19 protein-coding genes are annotated in these 21,030 nt (G+C 63.3%); 4 read left to right on the plus strand and 15 right to left on the minus strand.

What is annotated here, in order from left to right; genetic code table 11:
- Positions 1 to 395 precede the first annotated feature (395 nt).
- The 4 genes from BMW90_RS24360 to BMW90_RS24375 all read right to left on the minus strand — a co-directional run bounded on the left by BMW90_RS24360 (position 396) and on the right by BMW90_RS24375 (position 5,726).
- Positions 396 to 1,586 (minus strand): enolase C-terminal domain-like protein, encoded by a 1,191-nt coding sequence (locus BMW90_RS24360; RefSeq protein ID WP_074840184.1) that lies wholly within the window; start codon positions 1,584 to 1,586, stop codon positions 396 to 398.
- Positions 1,587 to 1,596: 10 nt separating this feature from the next.
- A complete protein-coding gene (locus BMW90_RS24365) occupies positions 1,597 to 2,541 on the minus strand; it encodes a dihydrodipicolinate synthase family protein (protein WP_074840187.1) in 945 nt (314 codons plus the stop codon).
- Between the two features lie 69 nt (positions 2,542 to 2,610).
- The gene (locus tag BMW90_RS24370) at positions 2,611 to 3,669 is read right to left on the minus strand and encodes a type 2 periplasmic-binding domain-containing protein (protein ID WP_074840189.1); all 1,059 of its coding nucleotides are present in this window, start codon (positions 3,667 to 3,669) and stop codon (positions 2,611 to 2,613) included.
- Between the two features lie 32 nt (positions 3,670 to 3,701).
- Positions 3,702 to 5,726, minus strand: a complete 2,025-nt coding sequence (locus BMW90_RS24375) for a tripartite tricarboxylate transporter permease (RefSeq protein ID WP_170850622.1) — start codon at positions 5,724 to 5,726, stop codon at positions 3,702 to 3,704.
- A gap of 32 nt (positions 5,727 to 5,758) precedes the next feature.
- Here BMW90_RS24375 and BMW90_RS26840 point away from each other — a divergent pair, with 32 nt between their 5' ends.
- On the plus strand, positions 5,759 to 5,929 hold the full coding sequence (locus BMW90_RS26840; protein ID WP_170850623.1) for a hypothetical protein: 171 nt from the start codon (positions 5,759 to 5,761) through the stop codon (positions 5,927 to 5,929).
- Between the two features lie 7 nt (positions 5,930 to 5,936).
- On the plus strand, positions 5,937 to 6,932 hold the full coding sequence (locus BMW90_RS24380; protein ID WP_074840191.1) for a LacI family DNA-binding transcriptional regulator: 996 nt from the start codon (positions 5,937 to 5,939) through the stop codon (positions 6,930 to 6,932).
- Here the strand turns inward: BMW90_RS24380 and BMW90_RS24385 are convergent.
- The 8 genes from BMW90_RS24385 to BMW90_RS24420 form a co-directional block, all read right to left on the minus strand.
- Complete coding sequence (locus BMW90_RS24385) at positions 6,910 to 7,563, minus strand: 2-hydroxychromene-2-carboxylate isomerase (RefSeq protein ID WP_074840193.1); 654 nt, start codon at positions 7,561 to 7,563, stop codon at positions 6,910 to 6,912. The genes BMW90_RS24380 and BMW90_RS24385 overlap by 23 nt on opposite strands.
- A gap of 1 nt (position 7,564) precedes the next feature.
- Positions 7,565 to 9,046 carry a sulfatase family protein gene (locus BMW90_RS24390; RefSeq protein WP_074840195.1) on the minus strand — a complete coding sequence of 494 codons (1,482 nt, stop codon included), beginning with the start codon at positions 9,044 to 9,046 and terminating at the stop codon, positions 7,565 to 7,567.
- Positions 9,043 to 10,542, minus strand: a complete 1,500-nt coding sequence (locus BMW90_RS24395; RefSeq protein ID WP_074840197.1) for a tripartite tricarboxylate transporter permease — start codon at positions 10,540 to 10,542, stop codon at positions 9,043 to 9,045. The genes BMW90_RS24390 and BMW90_RS24395 overlap by 4 nt, the downstream gene beginning before the upstream one ends.
- A 15-nt stretch (positions 10,543 to 10,557) precedes the next feature.
- The gene (locus BMW90_RS24400; protein WP_074840199.1) at positions 10,558 to 11,046 is read right to left on the minus strand and encodes a tripartite tricarboxylate transporter TctB family protein; all 489 of its coding nucleotides are present in this window, start codon (positions 11,044 to 11,046) and stop codon (positions 10,558 to 10,560) included.
- A gap of 69 nt (positions 11,047 to 11,115) precedes the next feature.
- The gene (locus tag BMW90_RS24405) at positions 11,116 to 12,102 is read right to left on the minus strand and encodes a Bug family tripartite tricarboxylate transporter substrate binding protein (RefSeq protein ID WP_074840201.1); all 987 of its coding nucleotides are present in this window, start codon (positions 12,100 to 12,102) and stop codon (positions 11,116 to 11,118) included.
- A gap of 231 nt (positions 12,103 to 12,333) precedes the next feature.
- A complete protein-coding gene (locus BMW90_RS24410) occupies positions 12,334 to 13,098 on the minus strand; it encodes an ABC transporter permease (protein ID WP_074840203.1) in 765 nt (254 codons plus the stop codon).
- Positions 13,095 to 13,880, minus strand: coding sequence for an ABC transporter ATP-binding protein (locus BMW90_RS24415; RefSeq protein WP_083416202.1), 786 nt, complete (start codon positions 13,878 to 13,880; stop codon positions 13,095 to 13,097). The genes BMW90_RS24410 and BMW90_RS24415 overlap by 4 nt, the downstream gene beginning before the upstream one ends.
- On the minus strand, positions 13,877 to 14,872 hold the full coding sequence (locus BMW90_RS24420; RefSeq protein WP_074840205.1) for an ABC transporter substrate-binding protein: 996 nt from the start codon (positions 14,870 to 14,872) through the stop codon (positions 13,877 to 13,879). The genes BMW90_RS24415 and BMW90_RS24420 overlap by 4 nt, the downstream gene beginning before the upstream one ends.
- 219 nt (positions 14,873 to 15,091) lie before the next feature.
- Here BMW90_RS24420 and BMW90_RS24425 point away from each other — a divergent pair, with 219 nt between their 5' ends.
- Entirely contained in the window at positions 15,092 to 15,769 is a 678-nt protein-coding gene (locus BMW90_RS24425) for a FadR/GntR family transcriptional regulator (RefSeq protein ID WP_074840207.1), read from the plus strand.
- Here the strand turns inward: BMW90_RS24425 and BMW90_RS24430 are convergent.
- Genes BMW90_RS24430 through BMW90_RS24440 form a run of 3 tightly spaced genes read right to left on the minus strand, consistent with a single transcriptional unit; the run spans position 15,759 to position 19,292 of the window.
- Positions 15,759 to 16,700, minus strand: a complete 942-nt coding sequence (locus BMW90_RS24430; protein WP_074840208.1) for a 2-dehydro-3-deoxygalactonokinase — start codon at positions 16,698 to 16,700, stop codon at positions 15,759 to 15,761. The genes BMW90_RS24425 and BMW90_RS24430 overlap by 11 nt on opposite strands.
- A complete protein-coding gene (locus BMW90_RS24435; protein WP_074840253.1) occupies positions 16,687 to 17,622 on the minus strand; it encodes a 3-hydroxyacyl-CoA dehydrogenase family protein in 936 nt (311 codons plus the stop codon). Before BMW90_RS24435 ends, BMW90_RS24430 begins: the two co-directional genes overlap by 14 nt.
- A gap of 2 nt (positions 17,623 to 17,624) precedes the next feature.
- Positions 17,625 to 19,292 carry a thiamine pyrophosphate-binding protein gene (locus BMW90_RS24440; protein ID WP_074840210.1) on the minus strand — a complete coding sequence of 556 codons (1,668 nt, stop codon included), beginning with the start codon at positions 19,290 to 19,292 and terminating at the stop codon, positions 17,625 to 17,627.
- Between the two features lie 274 nt (positions 19,293 to 19,566).
- Here BMW90_RS24440 and BMW90_RS24445 point away from each other — a divergent pair, with 274 nt between their 5' ends.
- On the plus strand, positions 19,567 to 21,021 hold the full coding sequence (locus tag BMW90_RS24445; protein ID WP_074840212.1) for a sulfatase family protein: 1,455 nt from the start codon (positions 19,567 to 19,569) through the stop codon (positions 21,019 to 21,021).
- Positions 21,022 to 21,030 lie beyond the last annotated feature (9 nt).

Below are 21,030 nucleotides of genomic sequence, written 5' to 3' on the forward strand. Positions count from 1 at the left end.
TGTCAGCCTGCCTGCAGCACAGAGCGACTGACCAGCTCGGCCCGCTTGAAAGCGCGAGGCCCACGGTGAGCTACACCACGTCCTGGGACATCATCAGGTGAGGAAATGGCCCCTGATCTGAAACCGCTTTACGGTGACCGGCGCTTGGGCACGCCGATCCTGCGCGTATCGTGATGACACGGTGGGAATGCTCCTGCTCGATTGTCGCGCGATCCTTGCCGCACGCTTGTTCTTGGCCCGGAGTTTAGCAGCAGCGGATCCGCGTCGAAAGACCGGGCGCGGGTGCAGTCAACAAGAAACCGCCCCCCCGGTCGGCCAAACCTCGCTGGCACAAGATTGACCGCTTGCGTCAATCCGATCAACAGGGCGATTGGGGATGTTGTCGCGTTAACCCGTCAACTGAACGGCCCGGAACCGGACAAATCGAAATGATCGACCCCGGCGAAGCGGACCCCGCCTGACGGGTCCAGAACGCCATTGTTCAGCGCGATCCCCCACCCCGCCGCGGCACCAATCGAAACCGCGCCATTGGTGGGCGTTTCCGGTGGCGTGATCAAAGCGGTGCCATAGGCCGGGCTTTCATCGAATTGCCGTTCGATCATGGTGGTGGAGGTCGCGCTGGCGGCCACGCTGAGCGAGATTGCATCCAGCACCGGCCCGGCGGGGTTGTGGACGGAAAACTCCAGGTCTGACTGCGTCACAAGGTTGGCGATGTCGCAGGCTTCGAACACACCGCCGCAGGATCGCAGATCCGGCATGAACACGTCCAACGCCCCGGCCCGGATGAAGGCGGCCACATGGGCCAGGCTCGGAATATCTTCGGCGCCCGCCACGCGGATGCCTGCGGCATTTGCCGCCTGCCGGATCGCGCGGCAATCGTCCAGCGCGCCCAGCCTTTCGTGGATCGGGGCTTCGATCCAATGAACGTCCCAGGCCGCCATTTCGCGGATCAGGTCAACAGCGGTCCATCGGTTGAAACGCCCATGCAGATCGACGTTCAGATAGACATTCGGCCCGATCGCCTCCCGCACCGCCGCGATGCAGGCCAGCCCATGATCAATCTTCGCGCGGCTGCTGCCGGACAGGGGATCGGCGGCGTCCACCCCGTCAAACGGCGCGATCTTGATCCCGGCGTATTGTGCGGCCACGGCAGCCTTGGCGCGCGCGGCCCAGCCCTTGGGGGTGCGATCCGACGTGCCGCGGTTGATATTGGCGTACATCATGACCTGATCACGCTGCCGCCCGCCCAGCAGTTCCGTCGCGGGCAGACCCAGCCCTTTGGCCCGGGCATCCACCAGGGCCTGTTCCATGCCGCTGTGAACGTGGCTCGACATGGCATCGCGCATCCGCTTGCGCCGCTGCGCCAGATGCGTCACCGCCTCGGACAGGGTCAGGCCGACAAAGGACGGCATCGCCCCGGAAAGGTATTGCAGGACGCCGCTTTCGATCCCGAAATGCGACAGCTCTCCTGTCCCGGTCATCCCGTTGTCCATTCGGATTTCCAGGAAAAGCCAGACCGTCTTGGCCGAGACCTGACAGACATGGGTCACATGATCCCGAATGCGGCTGTGTTCCGTGGCGGTCATCGCGGTGTCCTCATGTCAGGGCCGCTTCGCGGGCCGGGCGGTAATCCTTGTGCATCAGCGGCGCCAACCTGTTCAGGATGGTGTCAAGTCGGGCCGAGGCGACCGCATCCAAGGGCTGCGCGCCGGTCTGGCGAAACCCGGACGCGGCAATGACCCCGCGCCGGGTCAGAACGGATTTGTAAGTGGCAATGCCGTAGAGCGCCTCGAAAGACAGAAGCGGCAGCAGGGCTTCGAAAATCTCGCGCGCGGCTTCCGGGTCCTGCCGTTCCAGCGCCGCCCAGAGCCCCACGTGAATGTCCGGCGATTCACAGGCCGGCATCGTGCCACAGGCACCCCGGGCATGTTCCTCGAACAGATTGATCCCGGCAATCCCGCCCATCACCCCCTTGATCCGGTCCCCGGCAAGGGCCAGGATTTCCGAGATGTAGGTGTTGGAGAAAGGCGTCTCTTCCTTCACGTATTCAATTTGCGGGATCGCTTCGACCAATGACAGGATCGCTGCGGGTGACAGGGACGTGCCACCGGCCCCGGCATAATTCTGAAGCATGATCGGCAAGCGGGTCGCCGCTGCGATCTGGCGGAAATAGTCGACGATCTCGGGCTGGGTCGCCCTTTGAAAGGTCGGCGGCATGGCAAGGATACCATCCGCACCCTCGTCTTGGGCGACCCTGGCATGGGCCACTGCCAGCTTGGCGCAACTGCTGGACACGCCCGCAATGACGGGAACCCGGCCCCCGGCCTCATCGGTAATGGTCTGGACCACCTGTTTGCGCTCTGCGTCGGACAGGTAAGCGACTTCGCTGGCGTTCGCGGGGGCAACCAGCCCATGCACGCCGCATTTCAGGTTGAACCGGACCACGTTGCGCAATCCATCCAGATCGAGATTCAGATCATCATCAAAGGGCGTGGTGACAATGACATAGACGCCACGCCATCGGGTGTCGGAAAGAGACATGTTTGGTTTCCTGTTTGAAAAGGTCTGATCGGGCCGCAACCGGCGCGGCCCGGAAGATGCGGTCCGGTTCTACTCGCTCACGATTTCCTGCAAGGCTTCGGCCACGCCCGCGGGCATGTCACGGAACCCGGAGAACAGGCTTTCGGACATTTCGGTCGAGTTGAAGGTCGGCGGTTCCGAAATCGTTTTGCGGTATTCCGCCAGGTATTCGGGGTCCGATGTCGTCTGTTGAAAGGCGTCTTGCAGCACGTCCACAAGCCCCGGTTCCAGACCCGGAGGGGTGGTCAGCGCAATTGTGGCCGACATGATCCTGGACCGATACCAGACATAGGCATCCCACCACTGACCCGAAGGCGCGGCCCCATGCAGGGTTTCGTGCAACTCGGAAATACTGGGCAGGGTTTCCGGCAGGCTGGCGCTATCTCGGGGCAATTCTGCTCCCTGGGCGTCAAAGACCGGGTGGTAGTACATCGCACCGATGTCTTCGTGATCCCAGCCAAAGAACCGCAGAAAACCGGACAGGCCCGCATGGCCGGCATGCACCTCATCCGCCAGCATGGAGGCGGAAATCTTGGAAAATCCGCCATAACCCGGAATGTAGCGATAGTTGGCATCCAGAACCCGCAACCCGAGGTTCCCCATCGTGCCCATCGCACTGCCCGCGCCACGCCCGCCGATCAGCAAGGCGCTGTCGTCTGTCAGGCTGGCGGCGTCGGGCACCCGGTCCTTGCGTGCGGCAAAGACGAGGTTTGTCACCGCGCTGCCGATGATGTCCATGTTCTCTGGCACATAGCGAATGCCCGGCGCGTCGGCGATGACAGCCGCGGCATCAAACCCGCAATAGCACAGGGTGGTGCCGTCCTTCGTGCCGGTCTCATAGACGAAATTCATCGCCGCAGCCCCGCTGCCGCCGGTCTTGTTGATCACGATCACCTCGGGCGTGCCGGGCAAGTGGCTGCCAAAGTACTTCGCGAAAATCCGCCCGTGCAGGTCGCCACCGCTGCCCGGCGGGTTGGAGTTGATGATGGTGATGGTCTTGCCCGCGAAATCCTGAGCCTGCGCGACGGTTGCCGCCCCTGCAAGGGCCACGGCGATGGCCAGAAGCTGGGCCTTTTGTGTGATGGACATATCGGTCTCCTCCTTGGTGTTTCGGTTTGGTTTCAATGGATCAGCCACAGCGGCAGCCAATCGGGCACAAGCCCGTCAATTGGCTGGGCCAGAAGCGGCCGGATCCAGAGGATATGGACAATGCGGTCGTAAAAGAGCACGAGGATCGCCCAGCAGACGCAGGCATATCCGGCAACTGCCGCACCGCGAAAGCGCCCCCACCGCAGCAGGTAGATCGCCACAAAGGCCGGGATCGCCAGCTTCTGCCCGATGAGCAGCGCCCCCGCGAAAAGCGCCAAAAGGTAGCCGATGAAAATCGCCGCCTTGCGGTTGGTGGGGTCGGCAATCGTGGCTTGCAGGGCCTTTTTGAGCGCCCCGGGCGCGCGGGCCAGTCGACGACTTTCGCCGGTCAACAGGACCAGCACGAGCGCCAATCCCGGCACCGCGGCGATCAGCGGAAAGGCCCGCACAAACGTCGGCCAGACCAAGGCCGCCAGGCAGGCCCCGGCGAAGACTACCGCCAGCAACACCGCCGTCAGCAGTGACAGGGTCATGTCTTCGTCGTCGTCGGCATCACTCAGGCTGGCGTTGACCGTTGACGTGGTCGCCTTTTTGCGCGCGGTGCGGATGGCGAAGGCGATGGTCAGGACCACCACGATCCCAAGGACCACAACGATCGGACGCGACAGCCAGCCAACCCCCTGGTGGATTTTCCAACTCAGAAGAAACGAGTTTTCCATCAACCCGCCGAGGATGAAGGCCAGGATCACCGGAGGTCGGGCCCAGCCGCCGCGCTTCATCACGAAACCGATGGCCGAGAACGCCAGCAGCGACACCCAGTCACCAGTGTGGAAATTGGCCGACCAGGCCCCCATCAGGACAAACAGCATCACCCCCGGCACGATCCAGTGCGACGGAAGAAAGGCGAGCCTGGCGATATAGCCGCTCCAGACCATCAACAGCCCAGCCGCCAGCACATTGGCGATGGCAATCGTCCAGACCATCGAAAAGGTGATGTCGAGATTGGTGGTCAGCATGGCGCGCCCGGGCTGCAAGCCCTGGATCAGCAGCGCTGACAGCAACAGGGCGTTCATCGCCGATCCGGGGATGCCGAAGGCCACGGTCGGGATAAGCGCCCCGCCGCGCACCGCGTTGTTTGCCGCCTCGGGCGCAATCACGCCGCGAATGTCGCCCTTGCCGAAGCGGCTGTTGTCCTTGCTGGACTGAAAGGCGTGGCCATAGGCGATCCAGTCCACCACCGCGCCACCCAGCCCCGGGATCATGCCGATATAGACCCCGATGGCCGAACACCGCAGCACCAGCCACCATTCGCGAAAGGCCGACCGCACCCCGGCCATCATCTCGCCCGATCCCCCGTCGCGGTTGTCGACCCTGGAGATCGAACTGTCGCGCAGCGCCAGATCCATGAGCTCTGGTACCGCGAAGAGGCCGAGGACCGCCGGGATCAGCGGCAGGCTGTCCAACAGATAGGGCGTTCCCAGCCAATACCGCGGGATCGAGGCGTCATCGGCATAGCCAACCGTCGACAGCAACAGGCCGAGACAGGCGCCGATCAACCCTTTCACCAAGGACGCCCCACTGAGCGATGAAACCATCACCAACCCCGCAACCGCCAGCATGAACAGTTCGGGATTGTTGAATTTAAGGATGATTGGCAGGGCCAACGGCAGCGAAACCGCCAGCATCAACGCGCCAAAAATGCCGCCGAAAGCCGAAACCGTGAAGGCCGCACCAAAGGCCCGCGCGGCCTTGCCCGACTGGGCCAGCGGATGGCCGTCAAGCACGGTTGCCTGCGACGACGCGGTGCCGGGGATGCCCAACATGACCGAGGGGATGGTATCCGAGGTGGCGGTGACGGCGTAGATGCCCAGCAGCAGTGCAATGGCCTGTGCCGGCTCCATCCCGTAGGTGAACGGCAGGGCCAGCACGATGCCCAGACCTCCGCCAAGTCCCGGCACCGCCCCCAGCCACAGGCCGACGAGGATCCCCAAAAGCAAGTATCCGAAGGCTGGCCATTCAAAGACCAGAAGCGCGCCTGAAATGAATTCCGAAAACACTGAAGCTGATCCCCGATTGATCTGAGGTTGCGATGATCATCGATGATCATCTGCTATTGGTCAACAGTTTTGGACCAACCAATTGTAAGAAAAATCCAGCCCTTGACCTTCCGCCCGCTGAACAGGACACTTTTGCAGGATGGAAATGGCATGTCTTTCCTTCGGGAGAGGCCTTGCAAATGCGAGGCAAGCAATTGAAATGAAATCGTTTTGAAAAAAGACACCCTGAAAATCGAAGACGTGGCCAAGGCCGCCCAAGTCTCGCGGGCGACGGCTTGGCGCGCGCTCAACAGGCCTGACCAAGTGTCGGCAAAGACGGTTGAACGGGTCAAGATGGCGGCGCGGACCATTGGCTATGTGCCCGATATTTCCGCCCGGACGCTGCGCACAAATCAAAGCGGGCTGATCGCCATGATCGTGCCTGCCGTCGATTCGGGCTTTGGCCACGTGATCGAGAAAGTCAGCGAAGTCGCGCTGAACAACGGGCGCGAAATCATCCTTGGCGTCACCGGCTATGACACAGACAAGGAAAGCGAACTGATCCGCCAGATGCTCGGACGTCGAGCGTCGGTCCTGATCCTGAGCGGCAATGACCAATCGGACGACACGCGCGCCCTGATTGCAGCCTCCGGCGCGGCGGTGATCCAGATATGGGAAGTCGACGGAGCACCCATTCAGACGATGATCGGGTTCTCCAATTTCCGGCTGGGATATGGCGCGGCAGAGTGCCTGATCGGGTCCGGTCGGCGCAACCTTGCACTGTTGTACGCGCCACGACGGCCCCGCTCGGCGCGTCGGATTGCCGGGTTCCGCAAGGCGATAACCGATGCCGGCCTGCACGATTGCGACACGCGTTATGTGGCATTGCATGTCTCTCCCGAAGAGATGGGTCAAGCCGTTCGGGGCCTGTTGGAGCACAGCCCCGAGATCGACGGCATTTACGCGAACGGCGATGTTCTTGCCTTGATCTGCGTCTCCGAGTTGGTGTCCCAGGGCAAGCGGGTTCCTGAAGATGTCAGCGTCCTCGGCTTCGGCAACCCCTATTTCGCGGATTACGTGTCACCACGGCTAAGCCGCGTTGTGGTGCCCGAACGACGCATTGGCGACATGACCGCGGATGCGTTGGCGGAACTGCTGCAATCCGGCATCAACACCGATCAGGTCACGGATCTGGGGTTCGAAATTATCCGTCGGGACTCGGCCTGACCGAACGCAGCCCCATGAACCAGGCGCACATGTCGATCCGGTCCTGACCAAAGAACACCTCGCCGCGGTAGCCAAGGCTGGGCGTGCCCCAGTGGCCCGCCGCCCGCAGTGCGTCCGCATTGGTCTGCAACAGCGCCTCGCGATCGGGCGCAAGCGCGGCGGTCTGGCTTCGAAATTGCGCGGGATCAGACCCGCAGCTGGCCAGCGCAGTATCAAGCCGGTCGGGCTCGGCCCAGCTTGGCCCACCCGCAAACAACAAACGGGCCAGCGCCAAGTACACCACAACGCCCCTGCCCGTCAGGCAGGCCGCCGCAACCAGGTGGCTGAGGTGGCGGATATGGGGCTGATCGTCGGCCACCCTTCCGGTGTCCAGGTCCTGCAGCACCGGGTCCGGGTCGGGCCAGCCGAAGGGGATACGCTCCATCGCCGCCACCCGTTCCGCATCGCGCCGCAGGTAGGCCAGCTTGGCCGGGTCGCCCTTCTCGAAAAACCCCGGGTCGCGCAGGGCGATCGGATAGACGGGCCGCAGGTGCAGCTCCACGCCGGCACGCTCCGCCAACGCAACCACCCGGTCCGCCGCGAGATAGGAGTAAGGCGACCGCATGGTGATGTAGAAGTCGAGCCGCGCCATCTCAGGCCGGGGCCACCCGGGGCGGCCCGGCGTCGAGCGTGCCCATCATCCGGTCCAGATGCCGGGCGATCAGCTCGGACTTAAGACCGGCCTTCCCCGGATCGTGCCACATGCAGTGGAATTCGCCAGGGTCTTCGTGCAGGTCGAACAACTCGCCCAGCCCGGGATGCGAATGATAGACAACCAGCTTGTAACGCCCGTCACAGGTCATCGAGGCGCGGGTGTCCTGCGTCACTTCGCTGGATCCCAGCGAGTCGTTGAAATCCGTCACCACCGTGTCCTTGTGCGCCGCCGCGCCGGCAAAGACCGTGCCGGTTAGGCTTTGGCCCTGGATGGCGTCGGAAATGTCGATCCCGGCGAGGTCCAGCAGCGTGGGCGCGATGTCGATGCTTTCCACCATCGCCTGCGACCGCTGCCCCCGGGGCACACCCGGCCCGGCGATGATCAGCGGCACATGCACCAGCCCTTCGAAAAAGCGGCAGCCCTTGTAGAGCAACCCGTGATCGCCCAGCATCTCGCCATGATCGCTGGTGAAGATGATCACCGTGTTGTCGATCTGGCCGCTGGATTCCAGGTGGTCGAGGATGCGTCCGAATTGATGATCAAGGTTCTCGATCATCGCGAAATAGGCGGCTTTGACCGCCATGCCGTCGAACTCTTCGGGCGGTTTGGCACCGCGTTCGTCGCCCTCGGGGATGACATGCGCGGCGCGGGCCTCGGCACTCAGCACCGGGTTCACCGCGCTGCGTTTCTGGCTGCGGACATTGGCAAACCGCACCTGGTGGGCAATGTCGCTGTCGCGGAACAGGGGCGGCGTCAGCCCGCTGCCGTCGCCAAACCGCGCCATCGCCTCGGGCGGCGGGTTGAAGGGCGGGTGCGGGTCAAAGGGATTGAGGCTGAGCATCCAGGGGCCGTCGCGCGCCTCATCGACAAACTCGATGGCGCGGTCGGCGATCCAGGCCGCCTGGTGCAGCTCTGCCGGGACACCGATCGAAAGATACGGCGGCTTGCCGGGAAACATCTCCTCCGGGCGCAGCCCCTTGTCGCGCAGCCAGGTCCAATAGCCGTTGCTGCCCGGCACCTTTTCCCAGCCCGGGTTCTGGCACCAGTCAAACAGTCGATAACCATCGTCGGGCCGCGTCTCAAGCCGGGCGGCGGTGGACAGGTGCAGCTTGCCGATCAGCCCGCAATCATAGCCCGCATCGGCCAGTGTCTTTGTCACCAGCCGTTCGGTCTCGGGGAAATAGGCATTGCCGTTGCGATAGACCCTATGGGCCGCCGGATAGCGCCCGGTGAGAAAGCTGGCGCGGCTGGGGGTGCAGATCTGGTTCTGGACATAGCAATTGTCGAAACTCGTGCCGCGCGCCACCAGCCGGTCGATATTGGGCGTCCTGATCTCGGCATTGCCAAGCGCCGAGATCGTGTCATGCCGCATCTGGTCGGCGCAGAACCACAGGATGTTGGGGCGTGTATCCGGTGTCATCCTTGGGCCACCTCGCCCCCGGCATGTCGTTTTCGCAGCCAGGTGCTGATGGCGGGCCAGCAGAGCGAAGCGATGGAGATGGCCAGGAAACTCGCGGCGAAGGGCCGGGTGAAGAGCGGCTCAAGGCTGCCGCCGGTGGACATGAGGCCGGAGCGCAGGTGTTCCTCGGCAATCGGAGCCAGGACAAAACCGATCACGAAGGGGCCGAGCGGCATCTTTGCCCGCTCCATCACGAAGCCCAGCAGCCCCAGCGCCAGCATCACCCAGACGTCAAAGAAGCTGTTGCCGACGGCAAAGATACCGATGACGCAGAACACCAGGATCGAGGTCAGCAGGAAGGCGCGCGGCACATAGAGCACCTTGGCGATATGGCGCACCGCCAGCATCATGATGGCGAACATGATCAGGTTGCCCACTAGATAAGCGGCGATCACGCCATAGGCCACCTCGGGCGCGTTGATGAACAAAAGCGGGCCGGGTTCGAGGTTGTGAATGATCAGCGCGCCGATCAGGATAGCGTCGACCACAGAGCCGGGGATCCCCAGCGTGATCAACGGGATAAGCGCCCCACCCACCGCCGCGTTGTTGGCGGTTTCGGCGGCGACAACCCCCGGCTCATGGCCGGTGCCAAACTTCTGCGGCTCTTTCGACGCACTGCGGGCGGCGGAATAGCTGAGCATCGAGGCGATGTTCGACCCGATCCCCGGCAGGATGCCGATCCAGGTGCCGATCAGGCTGGAGCGAAGGAAATTTCCGCTGTGCCGGCGCCAGTCGCCCGGCGACAGCAGCAGCTTGCCCTCGGCCAGGTCGGCCTTGGGCGGGCGGACGTCAATGTTGATGATGTCCTTGATGATCTGGCTGATGGCAAAGGCGCCGATCAGCACCGGCAGGAGGCTCAGCCCGCCCTCGAAGGCGTCGACGCCAAAGGTCAGCCGCGGCGTGCCCGAGGACGGATCGATCCCCGGCATATGGATCAGCATGCCCAGGCAGGCGGCGATCAGCCCCTTGAGCAGCGATCCCTGGCTCAGGCTGGACAGCATGACCAGCGCCATCAGCACCATGGTGAAATATTCCCAGGGGCCGAAGGTGATGGCCAGCCGCGAAAACGGCGGCGCCAGCAGCGCCAGCACGAGGAAGGAGATCATGCCGCCCACAAAGGAGGCGGTGATGCCCAGACCCAGCGCGCGGGCCGCCCTGCCCTGTTGCGTCATGGGATAGCCGTCGAAGGTGGTCATGATCGACGAAGGCGTGCCCGGCATCCGCAACAGCGTGGCCGAGATCTGGCTGCCCGACACCCCGCCGACATACATGCCGACCAGCAGCATGATCGCGTTCACGCTGTCCATGAAGAAGGTCAGCGGCAGGGTCAGGGTGATCAGCATCGTGGTGGTCAGCCCGGGGATCGAGCCCACGACAATTCCAAGGGCCACGCCAAGGAAGACCAGCGCAAAGGGCAGCGGCGTCATCAGGTAGAAGAGCGCATCAAAGAATGGCATGTCGGTCCCTCCTGCTCAGGGCAGGTTGATGTAGAAAAAGCGCGTGAAGGCAAAGTCGCAGGCCATGACCAGAACGACCGCGTAACCGGCGATCCAGGGCAGCTTGCGCATGTCCCGGTGGGTCAGCAGGAAGCCGCAGAGGATGACAAAGCCGATCCCCGCGACCTTGAAGCTAGCCAGCCCGAAGTCCATCACAGCGACAAAGGCAAAGACGGCGATCAGCACCGCAACAGCCAGCTTGGGGTGTTGCCGGGGTGCTTCGGGGTCACGAGGCGCCGCAGTCGCGGGCTGGGCCTGCCGCAGGCCGGGCAGCAGGCGGATCACCCAGATGGCCGAGAGAAAGGCCATCAGCCCGGCCAGCATGCGCGGCACGGCGGCCGATCCCAGCGGTTCGAACCGCGGTTCGGGCAGCCCGGCGGCGCCGACGAAGATCACCCCGGAAAAGCCGATCAGCGCCAAGGCCAGCGCCAGTTCGATCTTCGGGTTTGCAGCAGATTTTTCCATGGTCTCCCCCCTTGGAATTGGCCTCGCCCGCGCGGTGGGCACGCGGGCGAGGGATGGAATGGCGCGGGCTCAGTCGGCGAGCCCGGCCTCTTCCGCCACGACCTTCAGCCGCGTCAGGACGTCGAGCGAGCTGGCCAGCGCGGCCGCGCCATCGGTCCAGTAGGGCTCAAGCGTGTTCTCGGTGAACCAGGCCTGCATCTCGTCGCTTTCCACGGCGGCCTGCAGCGCGGTGGTGATTATCTCTTCCGCTTCCGCATCGAGGTTGTCGGGCGCCAGCCAATACAGCGGGTTGGCCCAAACCACGTCGTAACCCAGTTCCGCGGCGGTCGGCACATCGCCGATGGCGGGCAACCGGTTCGCGCCGAAATAGGTCAGCGCGCGGATGCCGTTGGGCTTGTAGCTGAGGTATTCCGACCCGGAAAACAACGCGATATCGGCATTGCCGCCCAACAGCCGCGCCAGGCGGTCGGCGCCACCCGGTGCGCCGATCAGGCGGGTCTCGAACCCGGCCTTCCTGGCCAGCATGAGACCCACGATATGCGGTACAGTGCCGATGCCCACCGCCTCGGTCAGGCTTTGCGGCTCGGCGCGCAGGGCGTCGATCAGCTCTTCCAGCGTCTGATAGGGAGCATCGTCGCGCACCGTCCAGACCGGGCTGCCGCCGCCGGTGAAGCCCAGCGAGGTGAAGTCCTCGGGGTGGATCTCGTTCACGCCGAGGGCGTTGGAGACCAGAACGCTGTGCGACCACATCATGATGGTGTGGCCATCGGGCTCTGCCCCCAGCACTTCGCGCGCCGCATTGGCCGAGGCCGCGCCGGGCACATTCACGATGACCAGCGGCTGCGGCAGAAGGTTGTTCTCATTGATATAGGTCGAGATCTTGCGCGCCACGGTATCGGTGCGCCCGCCCGGACGATAACCGACGTAAACCTGGATCGGCTTTGACGGAAACTCTGCCGCTGCCGGTGTCGCGCTGGCGACAAGCGCGGCCGTGCCAAGGGTCGCGGCCACCGAAGCCGCCGCGATCCCGCGCACCATGGTCTGGATGAATGTCATGAAGTCCTCCCGTTTTTGGTCATGGATGTCAGCTCTCCGTCTGACAACTGGACCGACCAATATAGTGAAATTTGCGATCTGTCTAGTCCAAAGCTGTTCTGGACCAACCAGAGAAGATGGCCCTCAGCTCACACTACGTCCTGTTTTGTCAGTGGAGTTTGGCGCACTCCCTAACGCGCGGGTTGGCTGAAGCCTGGTCCAGCCAACCCGTATCAGAATCGTTCACCGGGTCTATTTGCCCTGCCAATGCAACACGCGCCTTTGGACTGCGGAAATTGCCAACTCCCAGACGAGTCCGATCAGTCCGATTATGATGATCCCGACATAGGTGACCGGCAAATTGAAGTATTGCGCCGAATCCAGGATCATGAAGCCCAAACCCGCCTGCGCACCGATCAATTCGGAAGCGACCACCAAGGTCCAACTGATGGATGACGCCGCACGGATGGCGGTCATGATTGCGGGCAGGGCCGCAGGCAGAACCACCTTGAAGAACAATTGCGTCCGCGTCAGCCCGATGTTTTCGCCCGCCCGGATGATCAGGTCGGGGATGTTGCGCACGCCTTCGGCACTGTTCAGCACGACGTACCAAAGGCAGGCCATAAAGATCAGCCCGATCTTTGGCCCCTCTCCGATGCCGAAATAGAACACGAACAAAGTGATGAAGGCGATCGGAGGGATTGGTCGAAAAAAGCCGATGATCGGCGCGAAGACCGCTTCGAGCACCTTGTGTCTACCAATCAAGAGACCGAGAGGGACGCCGATCAGGATAGCCAGAGAAAACCCTGCAAGCGCCCGGAAAATGGAAACGCCGACGTGACTCCACAAGGGACTACCGGAATAGCCACGTGCAAGAAGATCCGCGAAAGTTTGCGCCAATGTCACAGGGCTTGGCAAGCTGCGTTCGTCCACCAGCCCGCTCAGCGTCAGGACCGACCAAAGAGCCAGCAACGCAGCGCCAGATGCCATCGAATACCAGCGGTAGGAAGTCGTCATTGTCTTTCCTCCGGTTTCGCGCGCAGAAGCTCGACAATTTCAGCGCGCGCCTCGGCGAACCTGGGATCTGCGGTGATGGCATAGGTTCTGGGACGCTCAAAGGGGATGTCGTAAATCCGGGCAATCGTGCCCGGGTGCTGCGACATGACAATCACCCGATCCGCGAGGAAAAGCGCCTCTTCCACGTCGTGGGTGATGAACAGGATCGTGGGCTTGTATTCCTGCCAGACCGAAATCAGCAGCTCATGCATGTTGATCCGCATCTGGGCGTCCAGGGCCCCGAAAGGCTCATCCATCAAGATAAGTTTCGGCCCGGCCACCAGAACGCGGGCAATCTGGGCACGTTGCTTCATGCCACCTGAAAGCTGATAGGGATAATGGTCGCGAAACTTTTCCAGGCCTACGCTTTTCAGCACCCTGTCCGCCTCGGGCCCATAATCCCCGGGCTTGACGCCGCGCGACTTCGGGCCAAGCACCACGTTGTCATACACGCTCAGCCAGGGAAACAGGACGGGCTGCTGGAACACCACGCCCCGGTCGGGCGAAGGTCTGTTTATCTCTTCGCCCATGATTTCCAACAGGCCCGATGTCGGCTCAGTGAACCCCGCCACCATGTCCAGGAACGTGGATTTACCGCATCCACTGGGCCCGACAATACAGATGATCTCTTCCGCCTCGATCACGAGGTTGAAATCGATCACCGCCTTGATGCGCTCTCCCGAAGCGCGCCCCGGACTGGAGAAGCACTTCTCCAGCCCCCTGGATACAAGCACCTCCGTCATTGTGCGGCCATTTGCGCCGGACCGGGGTTCAGAAAGTCGACGCCAGCCCCAGTTGCATTGATCAACCCTGCGGCCAGGGCCCTGTCCTCGACCCAGTCGATGATCGCGCCGCTTCCTTCTGGGCCAGTCAAAGAAAAGACATTGGATTCCGCAACCTGGTCGGTCACCGTCGCCCAATTGGTTCTGGCGATGACGCTTTGTGCCAGTTCCGGCTTGATTCCCGTCATCTCTTCGATCTTGGCAAGTGTCGGGCCCGGGTCTTGCTCATAGGCTTCGATCCCGGCTGTCAGGGCCCGGGATACCCGCGCCACGGCATCGCGGCCTTCCTCGCTCTCCACCCACTCTCCGCCTGCAGCAAGCCCGAAGACATCATGCAGACCGATCTCCGACGCGTTGCTCACCTGGACGGCGCCGTTTGCCTCGGCAATGGAAAGAAGCGGCTCCCACAGCCATGCCGCATCCACATTCCCGTTCTGAATGGCGGATACGGCCTGCGGCGGCGGCAGCGGCACAAAGTCGACCCGATCGAAATCCAGCTCGGCATCCATCGCCTGAGAGACATGGAACAGGTGAAGGATGGACCCCGGAGGCGCGGTAATCGATTGATCCGCAAGGTCGGCGTAGGACTCAAGTGAGCTACCTTTGGAAAGGACGAGACCGGAAATCGCGCTGGCGTCACCGATGTTATAGACCCACTTCGCCTCCAGCCCGCGGGTGGATGCCATGTAAAAGGCGGCTAGCGCCCCTTGTGCCAGATCGATGCTGCCCGCCTGCAAGGATTGGAATTGCGCGGGGCCGGAGGTGAATTTGATGAGCGTCACATCGACGCCAAAGTCTTCGAACAGCCCGTGCGCCTCGGCGGCAAACAGCGGCATCGTCGGAACCGGCAGATATCCGTAGTTCACTTCGATCATGGCCTCTTGTCCCGCGCAGGCCCCCGCCAAGACGGTCATGGCGCCTATCGTGGCGGACTTGAAAGCGTTGAATTTCATTTAGCATTCCTCCCTTGAAAACTTGGGTCCGCGATCGGACGGGTGGGTCCATTCAGGATCGGGATTCCCATCATTTGGTCCAGCCAATATGCGAAATTGCACCCCATCTGGCTAGTCCAAAATCCAAAATTGGTTGGGTTCAGTCCACAATTTTCGCTCACTTCTGGCATTTGGCCCAGCCAGTGCCTATGCTCGCCCAAACCTCTGCGGAGCGCATGGATGAGTCAGAAAGTCTATCAACGCATCGCCGGCGAGCTGGAACAGATGATCCGGTCCGGCGAATTGAAACCAATGAGCCGGCTTCCGGCGGAACGTGACCTTGCCGCCCAGTTCGAGGTCAGCCGAACCACGATCCGCGAGGCGCTGATGGTGCTGGAGGCGGGCGAAATCATCCGGATCAAGGACCGCTCCGGGGCTTATGTCCTTCCGGTGACCCGAAAATCCGCGGGTATCCTGCACTCCATCGAGGCGACACCGGGCCCGCACGAAGTGCTCCAGATGCGGCGGTTGATCGAGGGCGAGGCCTGTTTTCTTGTGGCGCTGAACGGATCGCGGCGGGCGATCGATGCAATTGTCGATGCCAATATGGCCAATGCCGAAGTGCCGCCAGACGACACGCCAGAATTCCACGATGCCACGAAACAGTTCCACCTGAGCATTGCCCAGGGCTCGGAAAACAGCCTGTTCGTCGAGCTGCTGGAATACCTGTGGGAGCAAAAGAGCGGGCCGTTGTGGGAGAACTGGTACGGCAGCACGCGGTCACGGCAGAACCGGATTGCCGTGCTGGCCAACAACCAGGAAGTGACCGACGCCATCGTCGCACGCCGACCTCAGGCGGCGCGCACAGCGATGCAGCGCCATATCGATTGGATGATTTCGCGCTTTCTCAGCTATTGACCGGCGGGTCCGCTGCCAGCCGGGCATGGTGGATCTCGGCCGCGCCCGCGGCAATGGCGGCGGCGCCGTCGATCACCTGTGCGGTCACGCCAAGCGCCCCCGCCGCCCGCGCGTAAAAGCCCGCCAGTTCCGGCTCTCCGACGATCAGCAGCGCCCGCGTGCCGGTGGCCTGTTGCATCGCCTGGATCTCGGATCCGATCAGCACGCCCGAGAGATAGCCGCGCCCGTCGACCGGATCGACCCGGCCCGACAAGAGCGCGCGCGGCCGGGTGGAAAACGCCAGCAGCACCGCGCCCAGGCCCGATTGCGCCACCGTCACGCCTTCGTCGAAACCGGCCAGCCCGGTGCCGCCCAATTCGCTGGTCACATGACCCTTCAGCACGCTGGCATGGCAGAGCAGGTCAAAAAGCTCACCTGTCATCGCGGTCGAAATCCGCTGGATCGCGCCGCCGCGACAACTCACCCACTTGCTGTGGGTGCCGGGCAGGCAGACCAGCGCCTCTTCCTGACCGGCCAAGGCTAGCCCGCCGAACACCTGCACCTCTTCGCCGCGTATCATCTCAGGGAAGCCGCCAAGCGAGGGCGCGCTGACCCCCGGCACGATATGCGCCGCCGTGCCGGGCAGTGCCACCAACCTGGCCTGCACCGTGGCGCGGGTCTGGGGCGCGGGGTTCATCGCCACCTCCTGCCAGCCCAGATTGCTGCCGACCATGCCCACCAGAAGCGCCTGCCGACAGCCGAACTTGGCCTGCAATCGGTCCATGGCGCGCTCATAGACCCGAGGAAAGGCTTCGCGCTCGGTCTGCTTCACGCCCCGCCCCGAGATCCGTCCGAGGATGGCGCCGCGCGCGTCGACCGCGTAGGCGCGCAGGTTCGAGGTGCCCCAGTCAAACACCGCCAGCGGCCAGGGCGTGGCGTCAGAGCCCGTCATCCAGCCCCTCCAGCGCGGCCCGCAGCCGCAGCAGGTTGCGGTCACGCCGGTCGAGGTAGTCGGCGGGCGCGCCGTCATAATCGTAAAAGCCGCGCCCAGCCAGCAGGCCGTTGGCCCCCTCGACCAGCAGGCTGTCGAGCCGTTTGGTGCCGGTCGGCTGAACCGGCGGCGTGTAGAGCCCGGCCGCATGGATGTCGCGCACCACCTGAAGCCCGGTATAGTCGATCTTGCGGAACTGCCCCATCAGGCAGAGCCGCTGCGCCAGCCCGAAGCGGATGGCATCGTCGATATCCCCGACCTCGGCCACGCCCGCATCCAGCAAGCGAAAGACCTCCGCCTCAATGGCCATCTGCACGTTGTTGGCGATATAGCCGGGCACGAACTTGCGCAGCAGCACCGGCTTTTTGCCCATCGCGCGCAGGAATTCCACCATGCGCGCGGCAAGCCGCGGATCGGCATCAGGCGCGGGCACCACGTCGACCAGATCGATCAGGTAGGGCGGCGTGTACCAATGCACGATCAGCGTGCGGGTCGACAGGGCCTGGGGCACCAGCGGGAAGATATCCAGAAAGGAAGTATTGCTGGCGATGACAGCATCGGCGCGCACCAGCCCCGCAAGCTGGTCGAACAGCGCGCGCTTGGCCTCGGCATCCTCGACAATCGCCTCGACCACCAGGTCGGCCTCGGTCACGGCGCCCGCCAGGTCCACGGCATAGCCGATCCGTGCCAGCGCCTCCGGCGCCTCGGCCACGCCGGTATTGCCGGACTGCGCCAGATCCTCCAGCCGCGTCCGGGCCCAGTCCAGCCGCTCCTGCGACAGATCGCAGAGCGTCACCTCACAGCCCGCCATCGCATGGACCAGCGCAATCGCATGGCCCATCAGCCCGGCGCCGATCACGGTGACCTGTTCATACCCCGCCATGATCACAGGCTCCAGGCCGGTTCGGGGTTGCTGTCGGGGTCGGTGACCACATCAACAACCACCGGTTCGCGCAGGGCAATCGCCTTTTCCAGAGTCGGGCGGATGTCGGCGGCGCGTTCGACCCGGAAGCTGCGGATGCCGAAGACTTGGGCCAGGTCGGCAAAGTTGGTCTTCCGGAATTCAACCAGGTCGCCCAGGTTGCCGTCGCGACGTTCATAGAGCTTCTTGACCGAGCGCAGCCCCTGCCCCAGCGCCGAATTGTTGTTGACCACGATCACCGCCGGGATGTTCCAGCGGCGCATCGTCTCGAGCTCGCCGATGTGGTAATAGAACGCACCATCGCCAGTGAAGCAGACGACAGGGCGGTTTTTGGCCCCCTGTTGCGCGCCAAGTGCTGCCGGAAAGGCCCAGCCCAGCGATCCGGCCGCCCGCAGGTAGGTCTGGCCCGGCTTGTCAAAGGCGGTGTATTGCGCCGTCCAGGTGGCCGAGAACCCGGTGTCCGCCACGACGATCCCGTTCTCCGGCAGGGCCTTGCCCAGCTCATGCGCCAGCAGCGGCGCCGGGATCAGGTCTTCCTGCCCGTCGAACTGGCCCAGCGAGCTGGCCAGCCATTCACGCGCCGCCGAGGTGCAGCGCGCCAGCCAGCCATTGCCGGACGTCTCGGCGCAGGTCTCGGCCAGCGCAAGCAGCGTCCGGTTCAGATCCCCCGCCAGCCCCAGCACGTCGGGATAGCCGCGCCCCAGCTCTGCCGGATCGGTGTCGATCTGGATGATCTTCGTGCCGGGGGTCGGGATGGTCCAGTTGGTGCTGATCTGGTCGCCCATGTGACAGCCGACATAGATCACCAGGTCGGACTGGGCCAACAGGGCGTTGGCATAGGGCGCCGAATAGGTGCCGACAACGCCGAAATGATTGGGATGCGACGTGGGGATCACCGAGCGGCCGCCCACGGATGTGGCTACCGGAAGGCCCAGCCTCTCGGCCAGCGCCATGACGCCGGGACCGGCCTTGTCGTACAGGCTGCTGACCCCGCAGACCAGCATGGGGCGGGCGGCCCCGGCCAGCAGCGCAGCCGCCTGGTCCAGCATGGCGCGGTCGGGCAGTGCCGGCGCGGATTGCCCCGAGGCCGGAAAGCCCAAAAGCGCCGGATCGCCGGTGAATGCCACCTCTTCCACCATGTCGCCCTTCAGCCCGTCGAGATCCAGGTGCACCGGCCGCGGCGTGCCGGTCCGCCCGGCGCGCAGCGCATGGCCCAGCATCCGCGGCAGCTCGTTCACGTCGCGCACTTCGCCGGTGAACTTGGTGACGGGCCCGTACAGGGGTGCATGCGGCACCTCTTGATAGGCGTTGCGGTGTTGGTGGCTGTCGGGTTTGCGCCCGGTCATGGCCAGCATCCGCACCCGGTCGAGGTAGCCGTCCTGAAGGCCCGCGGCCAGGTTCGCCGCGCCCACCGCCTGGGCCATGCAGACCCCCAGCTTGCCGGTGGCGCGGGCATAACCGTCGGCCATGTAGGCCGCGGCCTTCTCGCTGTGGGCAAGGATGCGGGCGATGCCGCGATCCTCAAGCTCCAGCAGGGTATGACGCAGCACGGCGTCCACGAAGAAGACACTGTCCAGCGCCTCCTGTTTCTCGATCACGTCGGCAAGGATCCGGGCACCGGTTTGGGTCATGAGGAAGGTTCCTGTCTGAATTGGTTGAGCCAGACTTAACTGGATTCTTCATTTTGGTCCACCCAAATTATCAAGGCATCCCAGATCTCATTGCACTATGCCCCTGGTTGGTGGGTCAATTGACTGTAATAAATGCGTATTTTCATCACTTCCCTGGTTGGTCCAGCTTGCCGCTAATTCCGAGTTTCTGCCCCACCCAATTCACATCTCTTGACATTCTGGTCCATCCAATTAACCTGGGACTGAAATCCTCCTCCCCAAGTCAGGCCCCCTCATGACCAGCGCGACCGAATCGACGGCCCCCAAACGCCCCAACATCCTTCTGATCATCACCGACCAGCAGCGCTTTGACACGATCCGCGCCCACGGCCATGCGCATATGGACACGCCCAACCTCGACCGGTTGGCGCAGGAGGGGGTGTCCTTTTCGCAGTGTCACATCACCGCGCCCAGCTGCGTGCCAAGCCGCGCCAGCCTGTTCACCGGGTATTATCCGCATGTCACCGGAGTGATGGAGAACGAACAGTATTGGTCGAAAACCTGGGTCAGCGACCTGCGCAACTCGGGCTATACCTGCGTCAATGTCGGCAAGATGCACACCAATCCCTTCCTCGCCGAGGCCGGGTTCGACGAACGGTTCAACGTGGAAAACAAGGACCGCTACCTGCAAGGACGGCATTACCTGGATGAATGGGACAAGGCGCTGGCGGTGCATGGTCTGGTCAAGCAGCAGCGCGAACATTACCGCAAGCGCGACGATTATGGCCAGAGGCTGGGCGCTTTCGAATGGGAGCTGCCCGCGGCGTTGCATTCCGACACCTTCGTCGGCAACTTTGCCAAGTTCTGGCTGGACACCAAGCCGAACGCTGCCCCGCTGTTCATGCAGATCGGCTTTCCCGGGCCGCATCCGCCCTATGATCCGACGCCCGAGCTGGCCGAAAAATACATGGCGAAGGACAATATCCCCCTGCCCGTCGACTCGGACGAAGACCGCGCCGGACAGCCCTCCTACCTTGAGGAAAAGCGCCAGCATGATGCGCAGGTCGATCACGATTCCATCCTGTGGAACCCCGACCGCACGCCCGAGGATGAACGCCGCATGCGGGCCTGTTATTACGCCAATGTCGAAATGATCGACACCTCCGTCGGCGAGATCATGCAGGCGCTGGAACGCAACGGCTACATGGACGACACCGTGGTGATCTTTACCTCGGACCACGGCGATTGTCTTGGTGATCACGGGTTGTCGCAGAAATGGTCGATGTATGACGTGGTGACGCGGGTGCCGTTGATCGTCTGGGCGCCGCAACGGTTCCGCGGCGGGCGCAGCGTTGACGATCTGGTGCAGCTCTTTGACCTCGGGCCGACAATTCTTGATCTGGCCGGTGTGGCCTCGCCCGCCGACATGGAGGCGCAAAGCCTGCTGCCCGCGCTGACCAAACAGGCCCATACGCCGCGCCAACAGGTCTTCTGCGAACAGGCGGGGGACATGGTGATGACCGGCGCGGATTTCATCACGATGGTGCGCGAAAAACGCTGGAAACTGGTCCATCTGCTGGGCTGCGACGAGGGCCAGTTGTTCGACCTGGAGGCCGACCCCGACGAGATGCACAACCTTTGGGACGATCCCGCCCATGCGGTGGAAAAAGCCAGGCTAAAGCACGTTCTGCTGGAGTGGCTGGTGACCTCGAATTTCCAAACGCGCGACCGAATGGCGGCTTTCAGGTGAAACAAGAGA

The organism is Marinovum algicola (assembly GCF_900109145.1).
Lineage (GTDB): Bacteria > Pseudomonadota > Alphaproteobacteria > Rhodobacterales > Rhodobacteraceae > Marinovum > Marinovum algicola.

Bases quoted from the DNA above. Each gene is read 5' to 3' on its own strand.
- BMW90_RS26840 (WP_170850623.1), top strand. From the start codon at position 5,759: ATGATCATCGATGATCATCTGCTATTGGTCAACAGTTTTGGACCAACC.
- BMW90_RS24385 (WP_074840193.1), bottom strand. From the start codon at position 7,563: ATGGCGCGGCTCGACTTCTACATCACCATGCGGTCGCCTTACTCCTAT.
- BMW90_RS24435 (WP_074840253.1), bottom strand. From the start codon at position 17,622: ATGGCGGGGTATGAACAGGTCACCGTGATCGGCGCCGGGCTGATGGGC.
- BMW90_RS24410 (WP_074840203.1), bottom strand. From the start codon at position 13,098: ATGACGACTTCCTACCGCTGGTATTCGATGGCATCTGGCGCTGCGTTG.
- BMW90_RS24390 (WP_074840195.1), bottom strand. From the start codon at position 9,046: ATGACACCGGATACACGCCCCAACATCCTGTGGTTCTGCGCCGACCAG.
- BMW90_RS24440 (WP_074840210.1), bottom strand. From the start codon at position 19,292: ATGACCCAAACCGGTGCCCGGATCCTTGCCGACGTGATCGAGAAACAG.
- BMW90_RS24360 (WP_074840184.1), bottom strand. From the start codon at position 1,586: ATGACCGCCACGGAACACAGCCGCATTCGGGATCATGTGACCCATGTC.
- BMW90_RS24405 (WP_074840201.1), bottom strand. From the start codon at position 12,102: ATGACATTCATCCAGACCATGGTGCGCGGGATCGCGGCGGCTTCGGTG.
- BMW90_RS24415 (WP_083416202.1), bottom strand. From the start codon at position 13,880: ATGACGGAGGTGCTTGTATCCAGGGGGCTGGAGAAGTGCTTCTCCAGT.
- BMW90_RS24425 (WP_074840207.1), top strand. From the start codon at position 15,092: ATGAGTCAGAAAGTCTATCAACGCATCGCCGGCGAGCTGGAACAGATG.
- BMW90_RS24395 (WP_074840197.1), bottom strand. From the start codon at position 10,542: ATGCCATTCTTTGATGCGCTCTTCTACCTGATGACGCCGCTGCCCTTT.
- BMW90_RS24370 (WP_074840189.1), bottom strand. From the start codon at position 3,669: ATGTCCATCACACAAAAGGCCCAGCTTCTGGCCATCGCCGTGGCCCTT.
- BMW90_RS24365 (WP_074840187.1), bottom strand. From the start codon at position 2,541: ATGTCTCTTTCCGACACCCGATGGCGTGGCGTCTATGTCATTGTCACC.
- BMW90_RS24445 (WP_074840212.1), top strand. From the start codon at position 19,567: ATGACCAGCGCGACCGAATCGACGGCCCCCAAACGCCCCAACATCCTT.
- BMW90_RS24420 (WP_074840205.1), bottom strand. From the start codon at position 14,872: ATGAAATTCAACGCTTTCAAGTCCGCCACGATAGGCGCCATGACCGTC.
- BMW90_RS24400 (WP_074840199.1), bottom strand. From the start codon at position 11,046: ATGGAAAAATCTGCTGCAAACCCGAAGATCGAACTGGCGCTGGCCTTG.
- BMW90_RS24430 (WP_074840208.1), bottom strand. From the start codon at position 16,700: ATGACGGGCTCTGACGCCACGCCCTGGCCGCTGGCGGTGTTTGACTGG.